The organism is Streptomyces sp. NPDC101166, from assembly GCF_044768125.1.
Classification (GTDB): domain Bacteria; phylum Actinomycetota; class Actinomycetes; order Streptomycetales; family Streptomycetaceae; genus Streptomyces.
In genome coordinates this window covers 311,047-333,636 of sequence record NZ_JBIWPF010000002.1, presented here as the reverse complement: position 1 = coordinate 333,636, position 22,590 = coordinate 311,047, and the positions used below count along the sequence as shown (strand labels likewise).

16 protein-coding genes are annotated in these 22,590 nt (G+C 72.5%); 14 read left to right on the top strand and 2 right to left on the bottom strand.

The window, feature by feature from the left end:
- Positions 1-81: 81 nt before the first annotated feature.
- Positions 82-870, bottom strand: a complete 789-nt coding sequence (map, locus tag ACIRS4_RS05850; RefSeq protein WP_404190527.1) for a type I methionyl aminopeptidase — start codon at positions 868-870, stop codon at positions 82-84.
- A 32-nt stretch (positions 871-902) separates the two neighbouring features.
- Here map and ACIRS4_RS05845 point away from each other — a divergent pair, with 32 nt between their 5' ends.
- The 9 genes from ACIRS4_RS05845 (at position 903) to ACIRS4_RS05805 (ending at position 12,383) form a co-directional block, all read left to right on the top strand.
- Positions 903-1,166: a helix-turn-helix domain-containing protein gene (locus ACIRS4_RS05845; protein WP_404190524.1), complete on the top strand. Its 264-nt coding sequence runs from the start codon at positions 903-905 to the stop codon at positions 1,164-1,166.
- A gap of 178 nt (positions 1,167-1,344) precedes the next feature.
- The gene (locus ACIRS4_RS05840) at positions 1,345-3,006 is read left to right on the top strand and encodes a hypothetical protein (protein WP_404190522.1); all 1,662 of its coding nucleotides are present in this window, start codon (positions 1,345-1,347) and stop codon (positions 3,004-3,006) included.
- Positions 3,007-3,355: 349 nt separating this feature from the next.
- Complete coding sequence (locus ACIRS4_RS05835) at positions 3,356-4,198, top strand: nitrilase-related carbon-nitrogen hydrolase (RefSeq protein ID WP_404190519.1); 843 nt, start codon at positions 3,356-3,358, stop codon at positions 4,196-4,198.
- Positions 4,195-5,481: an aspartate aminotransferase family protein gene (locus ACIRS4_RS05830; RefSeq protein WP_404190516.1), complete on the top strand. Its 1,287-nt coding sequence runs from the start codon at positions 4,195-4,197 to the stop codon at positions 5,479-5,481. Before ACIRS4_RS05835 ends, ACIRS4_RS05830 begins: the two co-directional genes overlap by 4 nt.
- Positions 5,482-5,520: 39 nt before the next feature.
- Positions 5,521-7,173, top strand: coding sequence for a PucR family transcriptional regulator (locus tag ACIRS4_RS05825; RefSeq protein ID WP_404190513.1), 1,653 nt, complete (start codon positions 5,521-5,523; stop codon positions 7,171-7,173).
- A gap of 176 nt (positions 7,174-7,349) precedes the next feature.
- Complete coding sequence (locus ACIRS4_RS05820; RefSeq protein ID WP_404190511.1) at positions 7,350-8,192, top strand: nitrilase-related carbon-nitrogen hydrolase; 843 nt, start codon at positions 7,350-7,352, stop codon at positions 8,190-8,192.
- 92 nt (positions 8,193-8,284) lie between these two features.
- Entirely contained in the window at positions 8,285-9,688 is a 1,404-nt protein-coding gene (gene hydA, locus ACIRS4_RS05815; RefSeq protein WP_404190508.1) for a dihydropyrimidinase, read from the top strand.
- A gap of 11 nt (positions 9,689-9,699) precedes the next feature.
- The gene (locus ACIRS4_RS05810; protein ID WP_404190506.1) at positions 9,700-10,719 is read left to right on the top strand and encodes a TIGR03842 family LLM class F420-dependent oxidoreductase; all 1,020 of its coding nucleotides are present in this window, start codon (positions 9,700-9,702) and stop codon (positions 10,717-10,719) included.
- 134 nt (positions 10,720-10,853) lie between these two features.
- Positions 10,854-12,383 carry an NCS1 family nucleobase:cation symporter-1 gene (locus ACIRS4_RS05805; protein ID WP_404190504.1) on the top strand — a complete coding sequence of 510 codons (1,530 nt, stop codon included), beginning with the start codon at positions 10,854-10,856 and terminating at the stop codon, positions 12,381-12,383.
- Between the two features lie 39 nt (positions 12,384-12,422).
- Here the strand turns inward: ACIRS4_RS05805 and ACIRS4_RS05800 are convergent, their stop codons facing one another.
- Positions 12,423-13,091: a hypothetical protein gene (locus tag ACIRS4_RS05800; protein WP_404190502.1), complete on the bottom strand. Its 669-nt coding sequence runs from the start codon at positions 13,089-13,091 to the stop codon at positions 12,423-12,425.
- 194 nt (positions 13,092-13,285) lie between these two features.
- Here ACIRS4_RS05800 and ACIRS4_RS05795 point away from each other — a divergent pair, with 194 nt between their 5' ends.
- The 5 genes from ACIRS4_RS05795 (at position 13,286) to ACIRS4_RS05775 (ending at position 22,590) form a co-directional block, all read left to right on the top strand.
- Complete coding sequence (locus tag ACIRS4_RS05795; protein WP_404190499.1) at positions 13,286-15,112, top strand: gamma-glutamyltransferase family protein; 1,827 nt, start codon at positions 13,286-13,288, stop codon at positions 15,110-15,112.
- A 99-nt stretch (positions 15,113-15,211) separates the two neighbouring features.
- Entirely contained in the window at positions 15,212-16,084 is an 873-nt protein-coding gene (locus tag ACIRS4_RS05790; RefSeq protein ID WP_404190496.1) for an inositol monophosphatase family protein, read from the top strand.
- Between the two features lie 118 nt (positions 16,085-16,202).
- The gene (locus ACIRS4_RS05785; protein WP_404191062.1) at positions 16,203-17,615 is read left to right on the top strand and encodes a phytoene desaturase family protein; all 1,413 of its coding nucleotides are present in this window, start codon (positions 16,203-16,205) and stop codon (positions 17,613-17,615) included.
- A 71-nt stretch (positions 17,616-17,686) separates the two neighbouring features.
- A complete protein-coding gene (locus tag ACIRS4_RS05780) occupies positions 17,687-18,196 on the top strand; it encodes an O-acetyl-ADP-ribose deacetylase (protein WP_404190493.1) in 510 nt (169 codons plus the stop codon).
- Between the two features lie 260 nt (positions 18,197-18,456).
- Positions 18,457-22,590: a molybdopterin-dependent oxidoreductase gene (locus ACIRS4_RS05775; protein WP_404191060.1), complete on the top strand. Its 4,134-nt coding sequence runs from the start codon at positions 18,457-18,459 to the stop codon at positions 22,588-22,590.

Genomic DNA, 22,590 nt, shown 5'->3' with positions numbered 1-22,590 from the left:
ACCGACAAGGGGCGCGAGGAACTGCGCGCCGCGCCGCAGCCGAACGACGGCATGTCGACACCCCGCCCGGCCGCCCCCACCTCACCCCCCAGCCGGCGCAGCCCCCCGCTCCGTGAGAATCCGAGGCCCCTCATCCGTGATCGCCACCGTGTGTTCCGCGTGGGCCGCCCGCGAGCCGTCGTTCGTCTTGAGGGTCCAGCCGTCGGGCGCCTCGTGGTATCCGTCGGTGCCGCCGGCGATCAGCATGGGCTCGATCGCCAGGACCATGCCGCGCCGCAGACGCAGACCCCGGCCGGGCCGGCCCTCGTTGGGGACGGGCGGATCCTCGTGCATACGGCGGCCGATCCCGTGACCGCCGAATCCGGCCGGCACCCCGTAGCCGGCCGCCCGGCACACGCTGCCGATCGCGTACGCGATGTCGCCGACGCGGTTGCCGACGACGGCCGCCTCGATACCGGCGGCGAGGGCGCGCTCGGCGGTCTCGATCAGCCGCAGGTCCGCAGGCCGCGCCGCTCCCACGGTGAAGCTGAGCGCCGAGTCACCGGCCCAGCCGTTCAGCTGGGCGCCGAAATCGATCGAGACCAGGTCGCCGTCGCGCAGCCGGTAGGCGGTGGGGATGCCGTGCACGATCGCGTCGTTCACCGAAGCGCAGATCACCGCCGGGAAGGGCGTCGGCGCGAAGGACGGCCGGTAACCGAGGAACGGCGAGGTCGCGCCCGCCTCGCGCAGCACCCCGTGCGCCAGCTCGTCCAGCTCCAGCAAGGAGACGCCGACCGCCGCGGCCTCCCGTACGGCCGTCAGGGCGCGGGCGACGACCTGGCCGGCCTCGTACATGGCATCGATCGATGCGTCCGTCTTCAGTTCCACCATGCCAATTACTATACCGGTATTAGAATGGCGTCATGGTGCGCACCCCGTTGACCCCCGAAGAGCGCGAACGCGGCGAGCGCCTCGGCAAGCTGCTCCGCGAGGCCCGTGGCGACCGGAGCATGGCCGAGGTCGCCGCGAGCGCGGGCATCTCCGCCGAGACCCTCCGCAAGATCGAGACCGGCCGCGCCCCGACCCCGGCCTTCTTCACGGTCTCCGCCCTGGCCCGGGCCCTCGGCCTGTCGATGGACGAGCTGGCCGACCGCTGTGCGCTCACGGGCACCGGGCCGCTCGGATGACCGATCGAGTGCCGGTGATCCCCTCACCGATGTGATTCCGGCCGTCGAGGGCGTGCCATTCGGTCAAGATCGGGCAATGACCCCGCCGCGCCCGCTTCGAAAAGTCACCGTAGCCCCGCTGTAACACACATGATGTTCTCTACGGATCGGAGTTCTCCGGTCGGGCGGGAGTCGAGCGATGGCTTGGGATCAACTCCCGTCGCAGATACGGGAGTTCGCGCACTACCTGGACGGTCTGCTGACGCGCCTCGACCAGGGCTCCGGCTGGTGCGCCGTCTTCTGGCATCGTGACCCGCGCGGTATGCGGGCCTGCCTCGCCGGCGTCGATGTGCCGCCCTGGGATGTCGTCGAGGCCCTGCTCCAGGATCTCGCGGCGAGGTACGGCACCGAAGTGGCCGTCCAGGACGCGGAACGGGCGCGGCCCCTGCACGCCGCCGCCGTCGCCGCCCACGACGCCCGCCCCGGCGGCCGGGACTCCCTCGGCGACCGGCTCGACGCCATGCTCCGCGAGCAGCGCCACACCGCCGAGCGGCAGGCCGAACTCAGCCGCAGGCTCGCCTCCGCGGCCACCCCGGAGGAGGCCGACGGCCTCCGTCTCGACCTGGCCTGGGCGCAGGACGACCACGAACGAGCCACCGCCCGCTGCGCCGAACTCGGCCACCGCCTGGCCGAACTGGACCGCCGCACGGCTGCCGCACAGGGCCAGGGACCGTCCCGCCTGATCCGCCCGCGCGCGAGCGGGAGAGCGCCCGAAGCGGGCTACGGCGCCTGGCCCGGCCCCGCCGAGACGGTCCAGGCCGATCCGACGCCGACGGCCCGCAGAACCGGGGCCGGGAACACCCCCGGCCCAGCCTCCGCCGCCCCCGTCCACGCCGACGCCCCCCTCCACTCCGCCGCCCCCTCTGCCCCTCACGACTCCGCCGCCCCCTCTGCCCCTCACGACTCCGGCGCCGCGCCCGCTCCCGCCGGCAGCGCGCCCACCCCCGACGAGGCCTCCGCCACCCACCCCAGGCAGCGCAAACGCCGGCGCGGGAGTGCTCGGTTCGCCGGGATGGCCGAGGGGGAGGACACCGCTCCCCTCGTCGTGCCGCCCGCAGTCGAGCCGGTGACGCCCACGCTCGTACCCAAGACCGGCACCGGGACCGAGCCCGCCTCGCCCCGCACCCCGCGCGGCGCCCGCTTCGCCGGTGCCGCAGCCCGAGCGCACCCGGGGCAGGAGCCCCTCCGGCCCCTTCGGACCGAGCCGTCGGCAAGGCCCGTCACAGGCGACGCGGGGCCCGCGACGGAAGCGCCTGCCGACGCGGGGGCGCAGAACGCGAATCCCGACGGCGCCGAGGTCGTGGAGCGGCTCGTGCGTCTGCGCGGCGAGGGCCGCAGCGGTGAGGCGCACGCGCTGCTCGTGGAGCTGGCGTACGGCCCCGCAGCCCGCATCCCGCTGCTCGCGACAGGCTTCCAGCGCGCCGGGCTGGACGCCGACTGGGCGACCCTGCTGTGGGAGGCGGCCTCGCTGCCCGCCGACCGGCTGCTGGCCGTGGCGGACGCCCTGACCGGGGCGGGGCGCGCGGCGGACGGGGAACAGGTCCTGCGGCAGGGCGTCGTACGGCCGGCCGAGGAGATCGGCAAGGCGGTCAGCGTGCTGATGGCGCAGTCGCGCCGCCGCGAGGCCCAGACCCTGCTCGACGCGTTCGTCCGGGTCCGCACCCCCGAGGACATCGCCCGTGGCGCGGAACCGGAGCCGAACCTCCTCGTCCCGCTGCTGATGGAGGCCGCCCGGGCCGTCTCGAAGGACCGCCGCCGCGACCTCCTGAACGCCCTCCGGGCGGCCGGCTTCACCCCGTGAGCCTGAGGGATGTCCCCAGCGAACCTGAGGGCTGTCCCCAGCGAAACCGGGCCGAGGTGGCGCCACCGGACCGAGCCCGGCCCCACGCCCCGCCCGCCCCCAAGCCCTGCCCGCCCCCACGCCCCGACCCGCCCCCACGCCCCGACCCGCCCCCGCGCCCCCGGCACCACCCGCCCGTCGCCCTGTACGCCGTACGCCCCGCCGCTCGCCCGCAGGGGTGAAACGCGATCGACACCGCGGGTTGACGGCGATGGTCTTGGCAAGCCTCTCCCGGAGGCTTACGTTCGTCCCTCTACCGCCATCGTCTACGGGTGTAGAGGCTCTGACGTTCCCGTCGAAGGAGCAGCTCATGGCCAACGTCGTACGTGCCGCTCTGGTCCAGGCCACCTGGACCGGCGACACCGAGTCCATGGTGGCGAAACACGAGGGGCACGCCCGCGAGGCGGCCCGGCAGGGCGCGAAGATCATCGGCTTTCAGGAGGTCTTCAACGCCCCCTACTTCTGCCAGGTCCAGGAACCGGAGCACTACCGCTGGGCCGAGCCGGTCCCCGACGGTCCGACCGTGCGCCGGATGCGGGAGCTGGCCCGCGAGACGGGCATGGTGATCGTCGTCCCGGTCTTCGAGATCGAGCAGTCCGGTTTCTACTACAACACCGCGGCCGTGATCGACGCGGACGGCTCCTACCTCGGCAAGTACCGCAAGCACCACATTCCGCAGGTCAAGGGCTTCTGGGAGAAGTACTACTTCAAACCGGGCAACGTCGGCTGGCCCGTCTTCGACACCGCCGTCGGCAAGGTCGGCGTCTACATCTGCTACGACCGCCACTTCCCGGAGGGCTGGCGGCAGCTCGGCCTGAACGGCGCCCAGCTGGTCTACAATCCGTCGGCCACCCACCGCGGCCTGTCCTCCCACCTCTGGCAGCTGGAACAGCCCGCCGCGGCCGTCGCCAACGAGTACTTCGTCGCCGCGATCAACCGGGTCGGCGTCGAGGAGTACGGAGACAACGACTTCTACGGGACGTCCTACTTCGTCGACCCGCGCGGCCAGTTCGTCGGCGAGGTCGGCAGCGACCAGGACGAGGAACTCCTCGTCCGCGACCTCGACTTCGACCTCGTCGAGCAGGTGCGGCAGACGTGGGCCTTCTACCGCGACCGCCGTCCCGACGCCTACGAAGGGCTGGTGCGGCCATGAACGGCGAACTGTACGACCGCCACCGCAGGGTCATGCCGGACTGGCTCGCCCTGTACTACGACGACCCCCTGGAGATCACGCACGGCGAGGGCCGTCACGTCTGGGACGCCGACGGGAGGCGGTACCTCGACTTCTTCGGCGGAATCCTCACGACGATGACCGCGCACGCCCTGCCCGAGGTGACCAAGGCGGTGAGCGAGCAGGCGGGACGCATCATCCACTCCTCCACGCTCTACCTCAACCGCCCCATGATCGAACTGGCCGAGCGCGTAGCCCAGTTGAGCGGCATCCCGGACGCCCGCGTCTTCTTCACCACCTCCGGCACCGAGGCCAACGACACCGCCCTGCTGCTGGCGACGACGTACCGGCGCAGCAACACCGTCCTGGCGATGCGCAACAGCTACCACGGCCGCTCCTTCAGCGCGGTCGGCATCACCGGCAACCGCGGCTGGTCCCCGACCTCCCTCTCCCCGCTGCAGACGCTGTACGTCCACGGCGGCGTGCGCACCCGCGGTCCGTACGCCGACCTGAGCGACGCCGACTTCATCGCGGCCTGCGTCGAGGACCTGCGGGATCTGCTCGGGCACACCCGCGCGCCCGCCGCGCTGATCGCCGAGCCGATCCAGGGAGTCGGCGGCTTCACCAGCCCGCCGGACGGGCTCTACGCGGCGTTCCGCGAAGTGCTGGACGCCCACGGGATCCTGTGGATCGCCGACGAGGTGCAGACGGGCTGGGGCCGCACCGGCGAGCACTTCTGGGGCTGGCAGGCGCACGGCAGCAACGGCCCGCCGGACATCGTGACCTTCGCCAAGGGCATCGGCAACGGCATGTCGATCGGCGGCGTCGTCGCCCGCGCCGAGATCATGAACTGTCTGGACGCCAACAGCATCTCCACCTTCGGCGGCACCCAGGTCACCATGGCGGCAGGCCTCGCCAACCTGGCCTACCTGCTGGAACACGACCTCCAGGGCAACGCCCGGCGGGTCGGCGGGCTGCTCGTCGAACGGCTGCGGGCCGTCACCGCCCAGGACCCCGGTGTTCGGGAGGTGCGCGGGCGCGGGCTGATGATCGGCGTCGAGCTGACCAGGCCGGGCACCGACCGGGCCGACCCGGACCGGGCGGCGGCCGTGCTGGCGGCGGCCCGCGCGGGCGGCCTGCTCATCGGCAAGGGCGGCGGACACGACACCAGCGCCCTGCGCGTCGCGCCGCCGCTGTCCCTGACCGTCGCCGAGGCCGAGGAGGGCGCCGCGATCCTCGACGGCGCGCTCCGGAGCACCCGGTGACGGCGACGTGAGTGAGCGGACGAGCAAGGGAACACCGTCATGACCACCGTCTCCCAGTACTGGGGGCCCATGGAGCCTTTCGAGCCGCCGAAGTCCCCCGAGCCACTGCGACCGGCCCTGACGGTCCGGCAAGTGCTGTCGCTGGAGAGGGTGTCGGCCGGCGAACCCGAGGTGGTGGCCGGCTCCGCCCAGCTCGACCGCCCCGTGCGCTGGGTGCACGTCGCCGAGGCGGCCGACGTCGGCGTGATGCTCAGCGGCGGCGAGATGGTGCTCACCACCGGTGTGCTGCTCGCCGGCGACGAGGGCGCCCAGGCCGAGTACGTCCGCTCCCTGCACCGCGCCGAGGCCGCCGCTGTCGTCCTCGGCCTCGGGCGGGCCTTCCCGGCCACCCCGGACGCGATGCGCCGCGCCGCCGAGCGGTGCGGGCTGCCGATGATCGTCCTGCACCGGCCCTTCCCCTTCGCCGAACTCACCGAAGAGGTCCAATCCCGCCTCGTACGGCGCAAGTTCGCCGCCGTGAGCCTGTCGGAGGCGGTGCGCACCGCCCTCACCGGGCTCATCACCGCCGGTGCCCCGCTGCAAAGCCTCCTCGACGAGATCGCCCACCACACCGGCTGCCCCGTCGTCGTCACCAACCTCGCCCACCGCGTCCTGGCCACCGCCGGAGAGCGCTCCGCGGTCGACGACGTGCTGCGCGACTGGGAGCGCATCGCCCGCCAGGCGTGGGGGCCCCACCCAGGCCGTTCAGGCACTGGGGGAGGCGCCGAGGGCGACGGCTGGATCCGCGCCGAACTCGGCGGACGCGGCGAGCGCTGGGGACAGATCATGCTGTGCGGCTACCGCGGCGACACCGCCGGCGGACGGATGCTCGCCGACCGGGCCGCCGAGGCCCTCGTCCTGCACCGCATGCTCGGCGGCGCCACTGCCCACACCTGGGAGGAGCAGTCCGCGCATGGCCTCCTCACCGACCTGGTCTCCGGCGTCGTACCCGCCCGCCAACTGCTGCCCCGCGCCCGCGCGGCCGGTCTGCCGGTCAACCGGCGCACCTTCGTCCCGCTCGTCGTCCGCGACGCGGGCGCCTCCCGGCTCGAAAGGCTGCTGCGCCTGCTCGGCCTGTCCGGCCTGGTCGCCGAGCTCACCGATGAGACCACCGCCGTCCTGCTCAGCCTCGCCCGCGACCAGGACGCCGAGGCGCTCGCCGCCCACTTCGCCGCCCGGCTGCGCACCGAGACGGGGGAGGCCCACACCGTCGTCGCCGCGGCCGCCCCGCGGATCGCCTGGGACGACGTGCCCGCAGGACTGCGCGAGGCCCAGCATGTCGCGGACGCCGTCGCCGGCTCCTCGGCCGCCCTCGACCTCCCCGCCGTCGTCCGGCTGAGGGACGTCCACCTGCGCGGTCTGATACGCCTGTTGCGCGACGACCCGCACGTGCAGTCCTTCGCCGAACGCGAGCTGGACGGGCTGCTGTGCGCGGCCGGCGAGGAGCTGCTCGCCGTGCTGCGCACCTACCTGGCCACCGGCCGCAACAAGTCCCGCACCGCCCAGCTCCACCATGTCTCCCGGCCCGCGCTGTACCGCCGGCTGGAGGCGATAGAGAGCCGGCTCGGTGTGGACCTCGACGACTTCGAGCAGGCGGCGTCCGTGCACATCGCGCTCCTCGCGCATGACGCGCAACACGCTGGAAACCCCTGACGAACTGGGAAAACGGTTGTGAAACATGGACCGAGGAACACGTGACACGGTGGCACGCCGCACACCCGCAGACGTGACACGGTGCAACTCAAAGCCCGGATGCGCGCTTCCTACGCTCCTGGGGCAGGCGTCGAAGCCGACGTCCGCCCCAGCACACCGAGCGACCGGAGGTCCCGATGAGCCGAGTGATCCGTGCCGCCGTCTTCCAGACCGCGTGGACCGGCGACAAGGAATCGATGATCCAGGTGCACGAGCAGGCGGTGCGCGACGCGGCCGCCCAGGGTGCGAAGGTCCTGTGCTTCCAGGAACTGTTCTACGGACCGTACTTCTGCCAGGTCCAGGACCCCGCGTTCTACGAGTACGCCGAGCGGATCCCCGACGGCCCGATCGTGCGGCGCTTCCAGGCGCTCGCCCGCGAGCACGGCATCGTCCTGGTGCTGCCGATGTACGAGGAGGAGCAGCCCGGCGTCCTCTACAACACGGCGGCGGTGATCGACGCGGACGGCACCTACCTCGGCAAGTACCGCAAGCACCACATCCCGCAGGTCAAGGGCTTCTGGGAGAAGTTCTACTTCAAGCCCGGCAACGCCGGCTGGCCTGTCTTCGACACCGCCGTCGGCAGGATCGGCGTCTACATCTGCTACGACCGCCACTTCCCGGAGGGGTGGCGCGCCCTGGGCCTGGCGGGCGCCGAGATCGTCTTCAACCCGTCGGCGACCTCACGCGGCCTGTCCGCCTACCTCTGGCAGCTGGAGCAGCCCGCGGCGGCCGTCGCCAACGAGTACTTCGTCGGTGCGATCAACCGGGTCGGCGTGGAGGAGCTCGGCGACAACGACTTCTACGGCACCTCCTACTTCGTCGACCCCGAGGCCCAGTTCGTGGGCGAGGTGGCGAGCGACAAGGAGCCCGAACTCGTCGTGCGCGACCTGGACATGGCCAAGCTGCGCGAGGTGCGCGACCGCTGGCAGTTCTACCGCGACCGCCGCCCGGACGCGTACGAGCCGCTGACGGCTCCGTGAACCGCGGCGCCCCGCGCCCCGGCCGACGGCGCGGGGCGCCACCGGTCACGCACGATCCGCAGACGCCCGACTACCCCTGACGGAGACGCAACATGAGCAGCCGGAAAGTCATCCGCGGCGGCCTCGTCATCACCGCGGCGGACGAGATCCACGCCGACGTCCTGATCGAGGACGGCCGGGTCGCCGCCCTCGCCGCCTCCGGCACCCCGGCCGCCGAGGCCTGGACCGCCGAGCAGAGCATCGACGCCACCGGGAAGTACGTCGTCCCCGGCGGGGTCGACGTCCACACCCACATGGAGCTGCCGTTCGGCGGCACCTTCGCCTCCGACACCTTCGAGACCGGCACCCGGGCCGCCGCCTGGGGCGGCACCACCACCATCGTCGACTTCGCCGTGCAGAGCGTCGGCCACACCCTGCGCGAGGGCCTGGACGGCTGGCACGCCAAGGCCGAGGGCAACTGCGCCATCGACTACGGCTTCCACATGATCGTCTCCGATGTGAACGAGGAGACGCTCAAGGAGATGGACCTGCTGGTGGAGGAAGGCGTCACCTCCTTCAAGCAGTTCATGGCGTACCCCGGCGTCTTCTACAGCGACGACGGGCAGATCCTGCGCGCCATGCAGCGCTCCGCCGACAACGGCGGCCTGATCATGATGCACGCCGAGAACGGCATCGCGATCGACGTCCTGGTGGAGCAGGCGCTCGCCCGCGGCGAGACCGACCCCCGCTACCACGGCGAGGTCCGCAAGGCCCTGCTGGAGGCCGAGGCCACCCACCGCGCCATCAGGCTCGCCCAGGTCGCGGGCGCGCCCCTGTACGTCGTGCACGTCTCGGCGCAGGAGGCGGTCGCCGAGCTGGCCAGGGCGCGCGACGAGGGACTGAACGTCTTCGGCGAGACCTGCCCGCAGTACCTGTTCCTGTCGACCGACAACCTCGCCGAGCCCGACTTCGAAGGCGCCAAGTACGTGTGCTCGACCCCGCTCAGGCCGAAGGAGCACCAGGCCGCGCTCTGGCGGGGCCTGCGCACCAACGACCTCCAGGTGGTCTCCACCGACCACTGCCCCTTCTGCTTCGTGGGCCAGAAGGAGCTGGGCCGAGGCGACTTCTCGAAGATCCCCAACGGCCTGCCGGGCGTGGAGAACCGGATGGACCTGCTCCACCAGGCCGTGGTCGACGGGCGCATCTCCCGCCGCCGCTGGATCGAGATCGCCTGCGCCACCCCGGCCCGGATGTTCGGCATGTACCCGAAGAAGGGCACCATCGCCCCGGGCGCGGACGCCGACATCGTCGTCTACGACCCGCACGCCGAGCAGATCGTCTCCGCCGAGACCCACCACATGAACGTCGACTACTCGGCGTACGAGGGCAGGCGGATCACCGGCCGTGTCGAGACGGTCCTGTCGCGGGGCGAACCCGTCATCACCGAGCGGGAGTACACCGGACGCGCCGGTCACGGCGTCTACACCCCGCGCTCCACCTGTCAGTACCTCAACTAGGGAGCGGCGCCATGGACTTCGGACTCGTCCTGCAGACGGATCCGCCGGCCTCGAAGGTCATCGACCTGATGCGGCGGGCCGAGAACAACGGCTTCACCCACGGCTGGACCTTCGACTCCGCCGTGCTCTGGCAGGAGCCGTTCGTGATCTACAGCCAGATCCTCGCCAACACCAGCAGGCTGACGGTCGGCCCGATGGTCACCAACCCGGGCACGCGCACCTGGGAGGTCACCGCCTCCACCTTCGCCACCCTCAACGACATGTTCGGCAACCGCACGGTGTGCGGCATCGGCCGAGGCGACTCCGCGATGCGCGTCGCCGGGCGCACCCCCAACACCCTCGCCCGGATCAGCGCCGCGATGAAGGTCATCAGGGACCTCGGCTCGGGCCGGGAGGCCGACCTCGGAGGGACCGTCGTCAGGTTCCCCTGGATCCGGGAAGGCGCCGAACTCCCCGTCTGGATGGCCGCCTACGGCCCCAAGGCGCTGAAGATGACCGGCGAGGAGGCCGACGGCTTCATCCTCCAGCTCGCCGATCTCTACCTCACCGAGTACATGGTGAAAGCCGTCAAGGACGCCGCCGTCGCCGCCGGTCGCGACCCGTCCGAGGTGAAGATCTGCGTCGCCGCCCCGGCCTACGTCACCGACGACGACTCGCCCGAGGCCCTCGCCCACGCCCGCGACCAGTGCCGCTGGTTCGGCGGCATGGTCGGCAACCACGTCGCCGACCTGGTGTCCAAGTACGGCGAGCACTCCGCCCAGGTGCCCGAGGAGCTCACCGACTACATCAAGTCCCGCCAGGGGTACGACTACTCCCACCACGGCCGCAGCGGCAACCCCGACACCGAGTTCGTCCCCGACGAGATCGTCGACCGCTTCTGCCTGATCGGCACCGCCGAGCGGCACATCGAGAAACTCCGGGCACTGCGCGAGCTGGGCGTGGACCAGTTCGCCCTCTACGACATGCACGACGCGCAGGAGAAGGTCATCGACGCGTACGGCGACACGGTCATCCCCGCGATCAACGCCTGACCCACCCCCCGGGTCCGGTAGTCGACTCCCCAACCCCCACTCCAGTTCTCCCCTCCCCGCAGCAGAACGCGGGGAGGGGGCCGAAAGACCCGCACGGCCTTTCCGGATCCACCTCTCGTTTGATTGGCCTGCCCATGACCGACACCGCTCCCACGGCCATACCGCCGACCGCCCAAGTCACCCTCGCCGACGGCCGGGTGGAGATCGCTCCTGGTTCGCCGCAGCCCAGCGGCCCCTATGCCAACGAGGACCTGCTGCCGGTCCCCGTCGACAAGCGCACCTGGACCACGTACAACTTCTCCGCGCTCTGGGTGGGCATGGCCCACAACACGGCGTCGTGGACGCTCGCCTCCGGTCTGATCGCCGTCGGCATGGACTGGAAGCAGGCGGTGTTCACCATCGCGCTGGCCAATGTGATCGTGCTGGTCCCGATGCTGCTCACCGGGCACGCGGGTCCCAAGTACGGCATCCCCTTCCCGGTCTTCGCCCGCGCATCCTTCGGCATCCGCGGCGCCAACCTCCCCGCCGTCGTACGGGCGTTGGTGGCGTGCGGCTGGTTCGGCATCCAGACCTGGATCGGCGGCGAGGCGATCTACTTCCTCGCCGGCAAACTCATCGGGAACGGCTGGACGGACGCCGGGAAGGTCGGCGGCTACGCCTGGACGATGTGGCTGTCGTTCGCGATCTTCTGGGCGATCCAGGTCGCGATCATCTACCGGGGCATGGAGACGATCCGCCGCTTCGAGAACTGGGCCGCGCCCTTCGTCCTCGTCGGCGCGCTCGTGATGCTGATCTGGATGAGCGACAAGGCCGGCGGCTTCGGCCCGCTGCTCGACCAGCCCTCCAAGCTCGGCTGGGGCGGCGACTTCTGGAAGCTGTTCTGGCCGTCGCTGATGGGCATGATCGGCTTCTGGTCCACGCTGTCGCTGAACATCCCCGACTTCACCCGCTACGGCAAGTCCCAGAAGGCGCAGACCTGGGGACAGGCGCTCGGCCTGCCCACCACCATGACGTTGTTCGCGCTGCTGTCGGTGATGGTCACCTCCGGCTCGCAAGCGGTCTACGGCGAGACGATCTGGGATCCGGTCCAGCTCGCCGCCAAGACGGACAACGCCGTCGGCCTGCTCTTCGCGCTGGTCACGGTGCTGGTGGCGACCCTGTCGGTCAACATCGCCGCGAACCTCGTCTCACCGGCGTTCGACTTCTCCAACATCGCGCCCCGGAAGATCAGTTTCCGGACCGGCGCCCTCGCGACCTGCGTCCTCGGCGTGCTGATCTTCCCGTGGAAGCTGTACTCCGACCCGCAGGGCTACATCTTCACCTGGCTCGGCCTGGTCGGCGGACTGCTCGGCACGGTCGCCGGCATCCTCATCGCCGACTACTGGATCCTGCGCCGCGGCCGACTCGACCTGAGCGACCTGTACCGCACGGGCGGACGGTACTGGTACGACGGCGGCTGGAACTGGCGGGCGGTCGTCGCCTTCGTCGTCGGCGGTGTCCTCGCCGTCGGCGGCGCCAGCTTCAAACCGCTGATCGACGGTCGGCCCGTCCCCGCGCTGGAGCCCCTCGCCGACTACGGCTGGGCGGTGGGCCTGGGCACCTCGATGGTGCTGTACGTCGCCCTGATGCTGCTGCGCGGAAGCCGCGAGGAAGCCACCGTCTGACCGGCGCGGACAGCGAACGAGCGGGCCGGCCCGAGGAGTTCAGCCCTTCGGGCCGGTCCGCAACGCGGCCACCGCTTCCTTCGCCGCCTTGATCGCACCCTTGTTGATCTCGTCCGTGCCGGGCGCCTTCTTGGTCTCGAAGTCGCTGCCGTTGTACGTCACGACCACCAACGCGTTGGCCACCCGCGCGAACACCGTGCCCTCACGGGTCTGCTGCTTGTCCTCGGTGACCAGGTTGACCACCGAATACCCCTCGTCGCCGAGCCCCGGCACCGCCCCGCCGCCGCTCTTGTCCCCGACGCGCTCCTTGTACGAGTCCTGCGCCGCCTCGTCCGAGTCCATCAGCTCGAACGAGACGTCGAGCCAGCGGTAGTCGTATCCCTTCAGGGCGTTCCAGGAGCAGGTGCGACGCAGCGTGGTGTCGGTGGAGGGGATCTCCTTGCCCTCCGCCTTCGCCCCCGGCACCAGCGCGGCGACGGTCTTCGCGGCCACGCCCGCACAGGGCGCGGGCGCGGAGGCGTACGTCTTCGACACCGCGGTGGAGGACGGCGCGCTCTGCGACCGCGAGGGGGACTTCTGCGTCGTGGCGGCGTCGGTGCTCTGCGCCGAGGTGAGCGGACCGGAGGTCAACGCCCAGCCCGCGCAGGCGAGTACGGCCACGGGGGAGATGCGCGCGGTGAGCGCGAGCGGCAGGGGCAGAGAACGCACGGCGCTCTTTCGTCAGGACGAGGCGGACGCGGCCCGCGATGCGGACGGGTACGCCAGTGTCACATGACTCCCCGCCCGACGAAAGAGCGAACCCGCTCCGCACCGCCACAGTGACACAAGCCTCACACCGGCCCCCCTCCGGACCCACCCCGTCCGTACGATCGCGTGATCGGTCCCTGTCGTGAGGAGCCCCCTTGTTCACCACCCGGCCCACCCTCCAGGGCACCTTCGGAATGGTCTCGTCCACGCACTGGCTGGCCTCGCAGGCGGCCATGGCCGTGCTGGAGGACGGGGGCAACGCCTACGACGCCGCCGTGGCCGGGGCGTTCGTGCTGCATGTCGTCGAGCCGCATCTCAACGGGCCCGCCGGTGAGGCGCCGATTCTGCTGACGCCGGCCGGCGGCGAGGTGCGGGTTCTGTGCGGGCAGGGCGTCGCGCCCGCCGGGGCGACGGCCGCGCACTACAAGGGGCTCGGCCTGGACCTCGTCCCCGGCACCGGACCGCTCGCCGCCGCCGTCCCCGGCGCGTTCGACGCCTGGATGCTCCTGCTGCGCGACCACGGCACCAAGTCCCTCGCCGACGTGCTGAAGTACGCCGTCGGGTACGCCGAGGACGGGCACCCGCCCGTGGAGAACGTCGGCGCGACCGTCGAGACCGTACGCGAGCTGTTCGAGACGGAATGGACCTCGTCCGCCGAGGTGTACCTCCCCGGCGGACGAGCGCCCCGCCCCGGCCGGCTGTTCCGCAACCCCGCCCTGGCGGCCACCTGGCGGCGGCTGCTCGCCGAGACCGAGGGCGCCGGCGACCGCGAGACCCGGATCGAGGCCGCGCGGCAGGTGTGGCGCACCGGATTCGTCGCCGACGCGCTGGTCCGCCAGGCCCGCCGCCCCACCCTGGACACCAGCGGCGCCCACCACACCGGCACGCTCACCGCCGACGACCTCGCCGCCTGGTCCGCGACGTACGAGGCGCCGGCGACGTACGAGTGGAACGGCTGGACCGTGTGCAAGGCCGGCCCCTGGAGCCAGGGGCCGGCCCTCCTCCAGCAACTCGCCCTGCTCCCGCCCGAACTGCCCCCCTACGGCTCCGCCGACTACGTCCACCTGCTCGTCGAGGGCTGCAAGCTCGCCATGGCCGACCGCGAGGCCTGGTACGGCGACGCGGCCGACGTCCCGCTGGCCGAGCTGCTCTCGGACTCCTACAACGCCGAGCGGCGCGCCCTCGTCGCCGACAAGGCGTCGTACGAGCTGCGGCCCGGCGCACCCGGCGGGCGCTCCCCCCGGCTGAGCGAGCACGCGCGCGTGGTCCTGTCCGACGAGCCCGGCTTCAACCCGATGGGCGTCGGCGAGCCGACCGTCGCCAAGGCGCCGACCTCACCCGTGCCGGGTGAGCCGGAGGTCGGCGCGCAGGGGCTGACCCGCGGCGACACCTGCCACCTCGACGTCGTCGACCGCTGGGGCAACATGGTCGCGGCCACCCCCAGCGGCGGCTGGCTCCAGTCCAACCCGGTCGTGCCCGAACTGGGCTTCCCGCTGGGCACCCGGCTGCAGATGGCATGGCTGACCGAAGGCCTGCCGAACACCCTCACACCCGGCCGCCGTCCCCGCACCACCCTCACCCCCTCCATCGCCCTGCGCGACGGCGTCCCGGCGCTGGCCTTCGGCACGCCCGGCGGCGACCAGCAGGACCAGTGGCAGCTGCACTTCTTCCTCGCCGTCGTCCTTCGCGCGCGCGTGCGCGGCGGCCTCGACCTCCAGGGCGCGATCGACGCCCCGAACTGGCACAACGACTCCTTCCCCGGCTCCTTCTACCCGCGCGGCATGCGCCCCGGCAGCCTCACCGTCGAGTCCCGCATGCCCGCAGAGGTCGTCGAGGAGCTGCGCCGGCGGGGCCACGACGTGACCGTCGGCGCGGCATGGTCCGAGGGCCGCCTCTGCGCGGTCGCCCGCGACCCGCGGACCGGGATCCTGTCGGCGGCGGCGAACCCGCGCGGCACGCAGGGGTACGCCGTGGGGCGTTGAAGGCACCCTCGACCGGCGCGAACCCCTTCTTCATCCGGATTCCACCCGGTGTGCACCGCCCCGGCGGGGATTGTCAGTGGGGCGTGCTCTCATGGAGGCATGATCGAAGACATGGAAACCATCGACGAGTTTCTCGCCCGCCGTTCGGCCGACGTGGAGGAAGCCGTCCGCAAGGCCGCCGCGGCCGAGATCATGCCCCGCTTCCGGCAGCTCGCCGCGCACGAGATCGACCAGAAGAACGGCCCGCACGACCTCGTCACCGACGCCGACCGCAACGCCGAGCTGTACCTCACCGGCGCCCTCGGCGATCTGCTGCCCGGATCGGTCGTCGTCGGCGAGGAGGCGGTCCACGCCAACCCGGCGACGTACGAGGCGATACGCGACGACGCCTTCGTCTGGATCGTCGACCCGGTCGACGGCACACGGCAGTTCGTCCACGGCGACGACGGCTTCTGCACCCTGGTCGCCCTCGCCCGCCACGGCGTCGTGCTCGCCTCCTGGACATACGCACCCGCCCTCGACCGGCTCGCCACCGCCGTACGCGGCGGCGGGGCCTTCCTCGACGGGGAGCGGCTCTTCGCCGGACCGCCCACCGCCGGCCGTGACCTGGAGGTGGCCACCTCCCACCCCGACTACACCACCGACGAGCAGAAGCACTCCCTGCTCGGGCTGTGGACGGACGGCGTCGCCCCGCGCCCCTGCGGATCGGCCGGCCTGGAGTACCTCGCGATCGCCCGGGGCGAGCTGGACGCCACCGCCTTCTCCTGGGAGGCGGCCTGGGACCACGCGGCGGGACTGCTGCTCGTCGAGGAGGCCGGCGGCGCCCATCTCACACTCAGCGGCGAGCCGTTCCGCATCACCGGCGGCAACAGCCTGCCGTTCACGGCGGCCCGCGACGCGGCGACCGCGCGACACGTGCGGGAACTGCTCACCGCGGGCGTCGCTGAGTCGCCCGGCGGCCTTCGCGCGTAACAGAGGTCGGCCGCCGCCGGTGCGGGCCGCCCGAGGACACCGTCCCGTCGGCGGTGTCAGACCCCCGGCATATCCTGAACCCGGAGGCCACCGGCTGACGAAGGGGTCCGAAGTGCCGATGCTTGACGTGGTCGTGGTGGGGGCGGGACCGAACGGTCTGACCGCCGCCGTGGAGCTGGCGAGGCGCGGCTTCTCCGTGGCCCTCTTCGAAGCCAGGGACACGGTGGGCGGCGGCGCCCGCACCGAGGAGCTCACCCTCCCCGGATTCCGCCACGACCCCTGCTCCGCCGCGCACCCCCTCGCCATCAACTCGCCCGCCTTCCGCGCCCTGCCCCTGGAGCGCTACGGCCTGCAGTGGCTGCACTCCGAGCTGGCCATGGCGCACCCCTTCCCCGACGGCAGCGCCGCCGTGCTCTCCCGCTCGGTCGCCGAGACCGCCGCCTCGTTCGGGCCGCGCGACGCGGGCGCGTACCGCAGGCTGGTCGAACCGTTCCTGCCCCGCTGGGACACCCTCGTCCGGGACTTCATGTCCCTGCCGCTGACCGCCCTGCCCCGCGATCCGGTCACCCTGGCCCGCTTCGGACTGGCCGGCCTGCCCCCTTCCACCTGGCTCACCCGGCGCTTCAGCGACGAGCCCGCCAAGACGCTCTTCGCCGGCCTGGTCGCCCACATCATGGCCCCGCTCGGCGGCTTCGCCACCAGCGCGGTCGGTCTGGTCTTCGCCCTCGCCGCGCACGCCCGCGGCTGGCCGGTGGCCCGCGGCGGCTCCCAGGCCCTCTCCGACGCCCTCGCCGGCTACCTCACCGACCTGGGCGGCGCCATCCACACCGACTACGAGGTCAAGCGCCTCGACGATCTGCCGCCGGCCCGCGCCTACGTCTTCGACACCTCGCCCACCGCGCTCGCCCGCATCGCCGGCCTCGGCCGCTTCTACGAGCGCTACAAGTACGGCGCCGGCGTCTTCAAGATCGACTACGCGCTGGACGGTCCGGTCCCCTGGACCGCCCCGGAGGCCAGGGTCGCCACCACGGTCCAGATCGGCGCGGACAGCGCGGAGATCGGCGCCGCCCTGCGCGCCGCCTCCCGGGAGGGCCGTCCGCCCACCCGCCCCTTCATGATCACCGTGCAGCCCGGCGTCGTCGACCCCACCCGCGCTCCGGCCGGCAAGCAGGTCTTCTGGGCGTACGCCCATGTGCCCAACGGCTGGACCGGCGACCTCACCGAGGTGATGGAACGTCAACTGGAGCGTTTCGCACCCGACTTCCGCGACCGCGTCCTGGCCCGGGCCGTCGCGGGCCCCGCCGAGCTCGCCGCCCGCAACGCCAACTACGTCGGCGGCGACATCGGTTCGGGCGCGGCCTCGGGACTGCAGCTCCTGCTGCGCCCCAGACTGTCCCTGTCCCCGTACTCCACCCCGCACCCGGCCGTCTTCATCTGCTCCTCGGCCACCCCGCCGGGACCGGGCGTCCACGGCATGTCCGGGCACAACGCCGCGAAGGCGGTCTGGCGCAGGCTGCGGCAGGAGCCGTGATCCGCCGGCCCGGCCGGTCCCGCGCCGCCGCCTCCGACGGCGCCCGCTGAGGAAAAGGGAGCCTGACAGCCATGACCGTCATCACCTTCGTGCAGGGCGACATCACCCGGCAGTCCGTGGACGCGGTGGTCAACGCGGCCAATTCCTCGCTGCTCGGCGGCGGAGGAGTGGACGGCGCCATCCACCGGCGCGGCGGCCCCGCCATCCTCGAAGCGTGCAGAGACCTGCGCGCCTCTCATTACGGCAAGGGTCTCCCGACCGGCCGCGCCGTCGCCACCACCGCCGGCGCGCTCGACGCCCGCTGGGTGATCCACACCGTCGGCCCGGTGTACAGCGCCACCGAGGACCGCTCGGAGCTGCTGGCCTCCTGCTACCGGGAGTCGCTGCGGGTCGCCGACGAACTGGGCGCCCGCACGGTCGCGTTCCCCGCCGTCTCCGCCGGCATCTACGGCTGGCCGATGGACGACGCCGCCCGGATCGCCGTGGACACGGTGCGAGCCACACGAACGGCGGTCGAGGAAGCCAGATTCGTCCTCTTCGACGAGCGGGCGTACGCCGCGTTCACCGCACGGCTCGACTGAGCGAGGCCGGTCACACCCCCTGCACGGGAGCGCGTACTCACACCCGCCCGCCCCCCGCTGTGCGTCGGGCTTAACCCCTGGCCGCCGGTCCGGGAGACACCTGCGTAATGCGCGGTTCGTACGGTCGCCGAAGGCTCGCAGAGGCTCTCACCAGGCCGACCGACAGACAGAAGGGGGCGCCCGTGGCCGTGCCGGACCCGCGGACCGACAGCGCGACGAAGGTGCGCACGGTCTGCTCGTACTGCGGTGTCGGCTGCGGCATGGTCCTCGACGTCGGCCGTGGACCGGACGGACGCCGTACGGTCCTGAAGGCGTCCGGCGACAAGGATCACCCCGCCAATCACGGCCGGCTCTGCACCAAGGGCGCGACCACCGCCGACATGCTCGCCGCGCCGGGCCGGCTCACCACCGCCCTCGTCCGCGCCGACCGCGGGGAGGAACCGGAGGCCACGCCCGTGGACGCGGCCGTCGCCGAGACGGCCCGGCGGCTGCGCGAGATCGTCGACGAGCACGGCCCCGACGCGGTCGCCCTCTATGTCTCCGGGCAGATGAGCCTCGAGGCGCAGTATCTGGCGAACAAGCTGGTCAAGGGTTATCTGCGCAGCAACCAGATCGAGTCGAACTCCCGGCTGTGCATGGCGAGCGCCGGCACCGGCTACAAGCTCTCGCTCGGCGCCGACGGGCCGCCCGGGTCCTACGAGGACCTGGACAAGGCGGACGTCTTCCTCGTCATCGGCTCCAACATGGCCGACTGCCACCCGATCCTCTTCCTGAGACTGATGGAGCGGGTGAAGGCGGGCGCCAAGCTCATCGTCGTCGACCCGCGCCGCACCGCGACCGCCGCGAAGGCGGATCTGTTCCTCCAGGTCAACCCGGGCACGGACCTCGCCCTGCTCAACGGCCTGCTCCATCTGCTGCACGAGAACGGCCACACCGACCCGGAGTTCGTCGCCGCCCACACCGAGGGCTGGGAGGCGATGCCGGAATTCCTGGCTGACTACCCGCCCGCCGCCGTCGCCCGGATCACCGGCATCCCGGAGGAAGCCCTGCGCGAGGCGGCCCGGCTGATCGGCGAGGCGGGGGAGTGGACCAGCTGCTGGACGATGGGACTCAACCAGTCCACGCACGGCACCTGGAACACCAACGCCCTGATCAACCTGCATCTCGCCACCGGCAAGATCTGCCGTCCGGGCAGCGGCCCCTTCTCCCTCACCGGCCAGCCGAACGCGATGGGCGGCCGGGAGATGGGCTACATGGGCCCTGGCCTCCCCGGGCAGCGGTCCGTCCTCGTCGACGCCGACCGCGCCTTCGTCGAGGAACGGTGGGGGCTGCCGCCGGGCACGATCCGCGCCGACGGCGTCGGCAAGGGCACGGTGGAGATGTTCCGGAAGATGGCCGACGGCGAGATCAAGGCCTGCTGGATCATCTGCACCAACCCGGTCGCCTCCGTCGCCCACCGCAAGACGGTCATCGAGGGCCTGGAGGCCGCCGAGTTCGTCGTCGCCCAGGACGTCTTCGCCGACACCGAGACCAACGCCTACGCCGACGTGGTCCTGCCGGGCGCGCTGTGGACCGAGACCGAGGGCGTCCTCATCAACAGCGAGCGCAACCTCACCCTCGCCCGGCCCGCCGCCGACCCGCCCGGCGAGGCGAGCGCCGACTGGCGCCTCATAGCCGCCGTCGCGAGGGCGATGGGGTACGAGGACGGCTTCCGCCATGACAGCGCGGAGGAGGTCTTCGAGGAGATCAAGCGGTTCCACAACCCGCAGACCGGCTACGACCTGCGCGGAGTCTCCTACGAACGGCTGCGCGCCGCCCCGGTGCAGTGGCCCGCCGCCGACCCCGACGGCCCCGACCGCAACCCGATCCGGTACGTCGCCGCCGACGGCTCCCTCACCTTCGCCACCCCCAGCGGCCGTGCCGTCTTCCACGCCCGTCCGCACGTCCCGCCGGCCGAGATGCCGGACGAGGACTACCCGTTCGTGCTGAACACCGGCCGGCTCCAGCACCAGTGGCACACCCTGACCAAGACCGCCAAAGTGGCCAAGCTCAACAAGCTCGACCCCGGCCCGTTCGTCGAGGTGCACCCGCAGGACGCGGCCGGGCTCGCGGTCGCCGACGGCGATTCCGTCGAGGTCGCCTCGCGGCGTGGGCGCGCCGTGCTGCCGGCCGTGGTCACCGACCGGGTGCTGCCCGGCTCCTGCTTCGCGCCGTTCCACTGGAACGACCTGTTCGGCGAGTACCTCAGCGTCAACGCCGTGACCAGCGACGCCGTCGACCCGCTGTCCTTCCAGCCCGAGCTGAAGGTGTGCGCGGTGGCGCTCACGAAGGTGTCGACGCCGGTGAGCGTGCAGACGCCGGGGGGTGCGCTCGCGTCGAGCGGCGTGACGCCCTCGGCGAACCGGCCGACGCCGGCCGGACCGCAGCCGTCCGCCGTGGGCGGCGCGCTCGCCGTACCGGCCGCCGTGCAGCCCTCGGCCGCCGCGGTCTTCGGCCTGGAGCCGAGCCCGCCCCCGGTCCTCACGGCGCGCGAACGGCAGTACCTCGTGGGCTTCCTCGCCGGCATCCCGGCCGGCGCCCCCGGCGTCCCTGTCCTGCCCCCGGACGCCCCCTTCAGCCCCGAGCACGCCCTGTGGGTCAACGGCACCCTCGCCGGGCTGTACTCCCGCAGCAGCCCGGAGCCCCGGCCGGCCGCCGGCCGCAGCGTCGTGATCCTTTGGGCCTCCCAGACCGGCAACGCCGAGGACTTCGCCGCCGCCACCGCCCGGCGGCTGACCGACGGCGGCCACGCGGCCTCCCTCGTCGCCATGGACGAGGCCGACCCCGCCGCGCTCCCCGGCGACGCCGACCTGCTGGTGATCACCAGCACGTTCGGCGACGGCGACGCCCCCGACAACGGGGCAGGGTTCTGGGACGGCCTCGCCGCGCCCGACGCGGGACGACTGGAGGGGCGGCGCTACGCCGTCCTCGCCTTCGGCGACTCCTCCTACGACGACTTCTGCGGTCACGGCCGCCGCCTCGACGACCGGCTGGACGAACTGGGCGCCGTACGGCTGGCCCCCCGCACCGACTGCGAACCCGACTACGAGATGGAGGCGCAGGCCTGGCTCGACCATGTGCTCACCGCGCTGAAGGGGAGCGCGGAGCCGGGGCCCGCACCGGCCGCGCCCACGACAGCGGCCGCACCGCCGCGCCCGTCGGACATCCGTGCCGCCGCCGCGCCCGCCGGCATCGAGACCCCGCCCGCGGCGGCCGCCCCGTCCCGCTCCAGGCGCCCCGCCCCCGTCGCCGCCCGCCTCGTCGGGAACCGGTTGCTCAGCCTGCCGGGCTCCGGCAAGGAGGTGCGCCGCTTCACCTTCGACACGCGCGACAACGACACCCCGCTCGGCTACGAGGCGGGCGACGCCCTCGGCGTGCACCCCCTCAACTCCCCGGATCTCGTGGCGGAGTGGCTGGCCGTGACCGGCCTCGACGCCGATGCCGCCGTCGAGGTGGGCGGGGCCGGCGAGGTCTCCCTCGGTGAAGCGCTGCTGCGCCATCTCGACATCACCCGCGTCACTCCCGCGCTGCTGCGCTTCACCGCCGAGCGCACCCGGGACCCGCGCGAGCTGCGCAAGCTGCTGCGCCCGGACAACAAGGGGGAGTTGGCGAAGTGGTCCTGGGGCCGGCAGGCCGTCGACGTGGCCGCGGAGTTCGGCGTCCGGGCCGGGCCGCAGGAGTGGGCGGGGACGCTGGGACGCCTCCAGCCACGCCTGTACTCCATCTCCTCCAGCCCGGCGGCCGACCCGCACCTGGTCTCCCTCACGGTCTCCGTGGTGCGCTACGAGAACCTGGCCGGCCGCCCCCGCCAGGGTGTCTGCTCGCCGTTCCTCGCCGACGCCGAGCCCGGCGCGCAGGTACCGGTGCACGTGCAGCGCGCCCCGTCCTTCCGTCCGCCCGCCGACCCGGCCACGCCCATGGTGATGGTGGGTCCGGGCACCGGTGTCGCGCCCTTCGTGGGCTTCCTCGAGGAGCGCCGGGCCCGCGGTCACCACGCCCCCAACTGGCTGTTCTTCGGCGAGCAGCACCGGGCGACGGACTTCTACTACGAGGAGGAGCTGACCGCCCTGCGGGCCGACGGCGTCCTCAGCCGTCTGGACACCGCCTTCTCCCGTGATCAGCGCGCCAAGGTCTATGTGCAGGACCGGATGCGCGAGCACGGCTCGCAGCTGTGGTCCTGGCTGCGGGACGGCGCCCACTTCTACGTCTGCGGCGACGCCTCCCGCATGGCCAAGGACGTCGACCGGGCCCTGCACGACATCGCCGTGGTGCACGGCGGCCTCGGCGAGGACGAGGCGGCGGCGTACGTCAAGCGGCTCGCGTCCGACAAACGGTATGTGCGGGACGTCTACTGA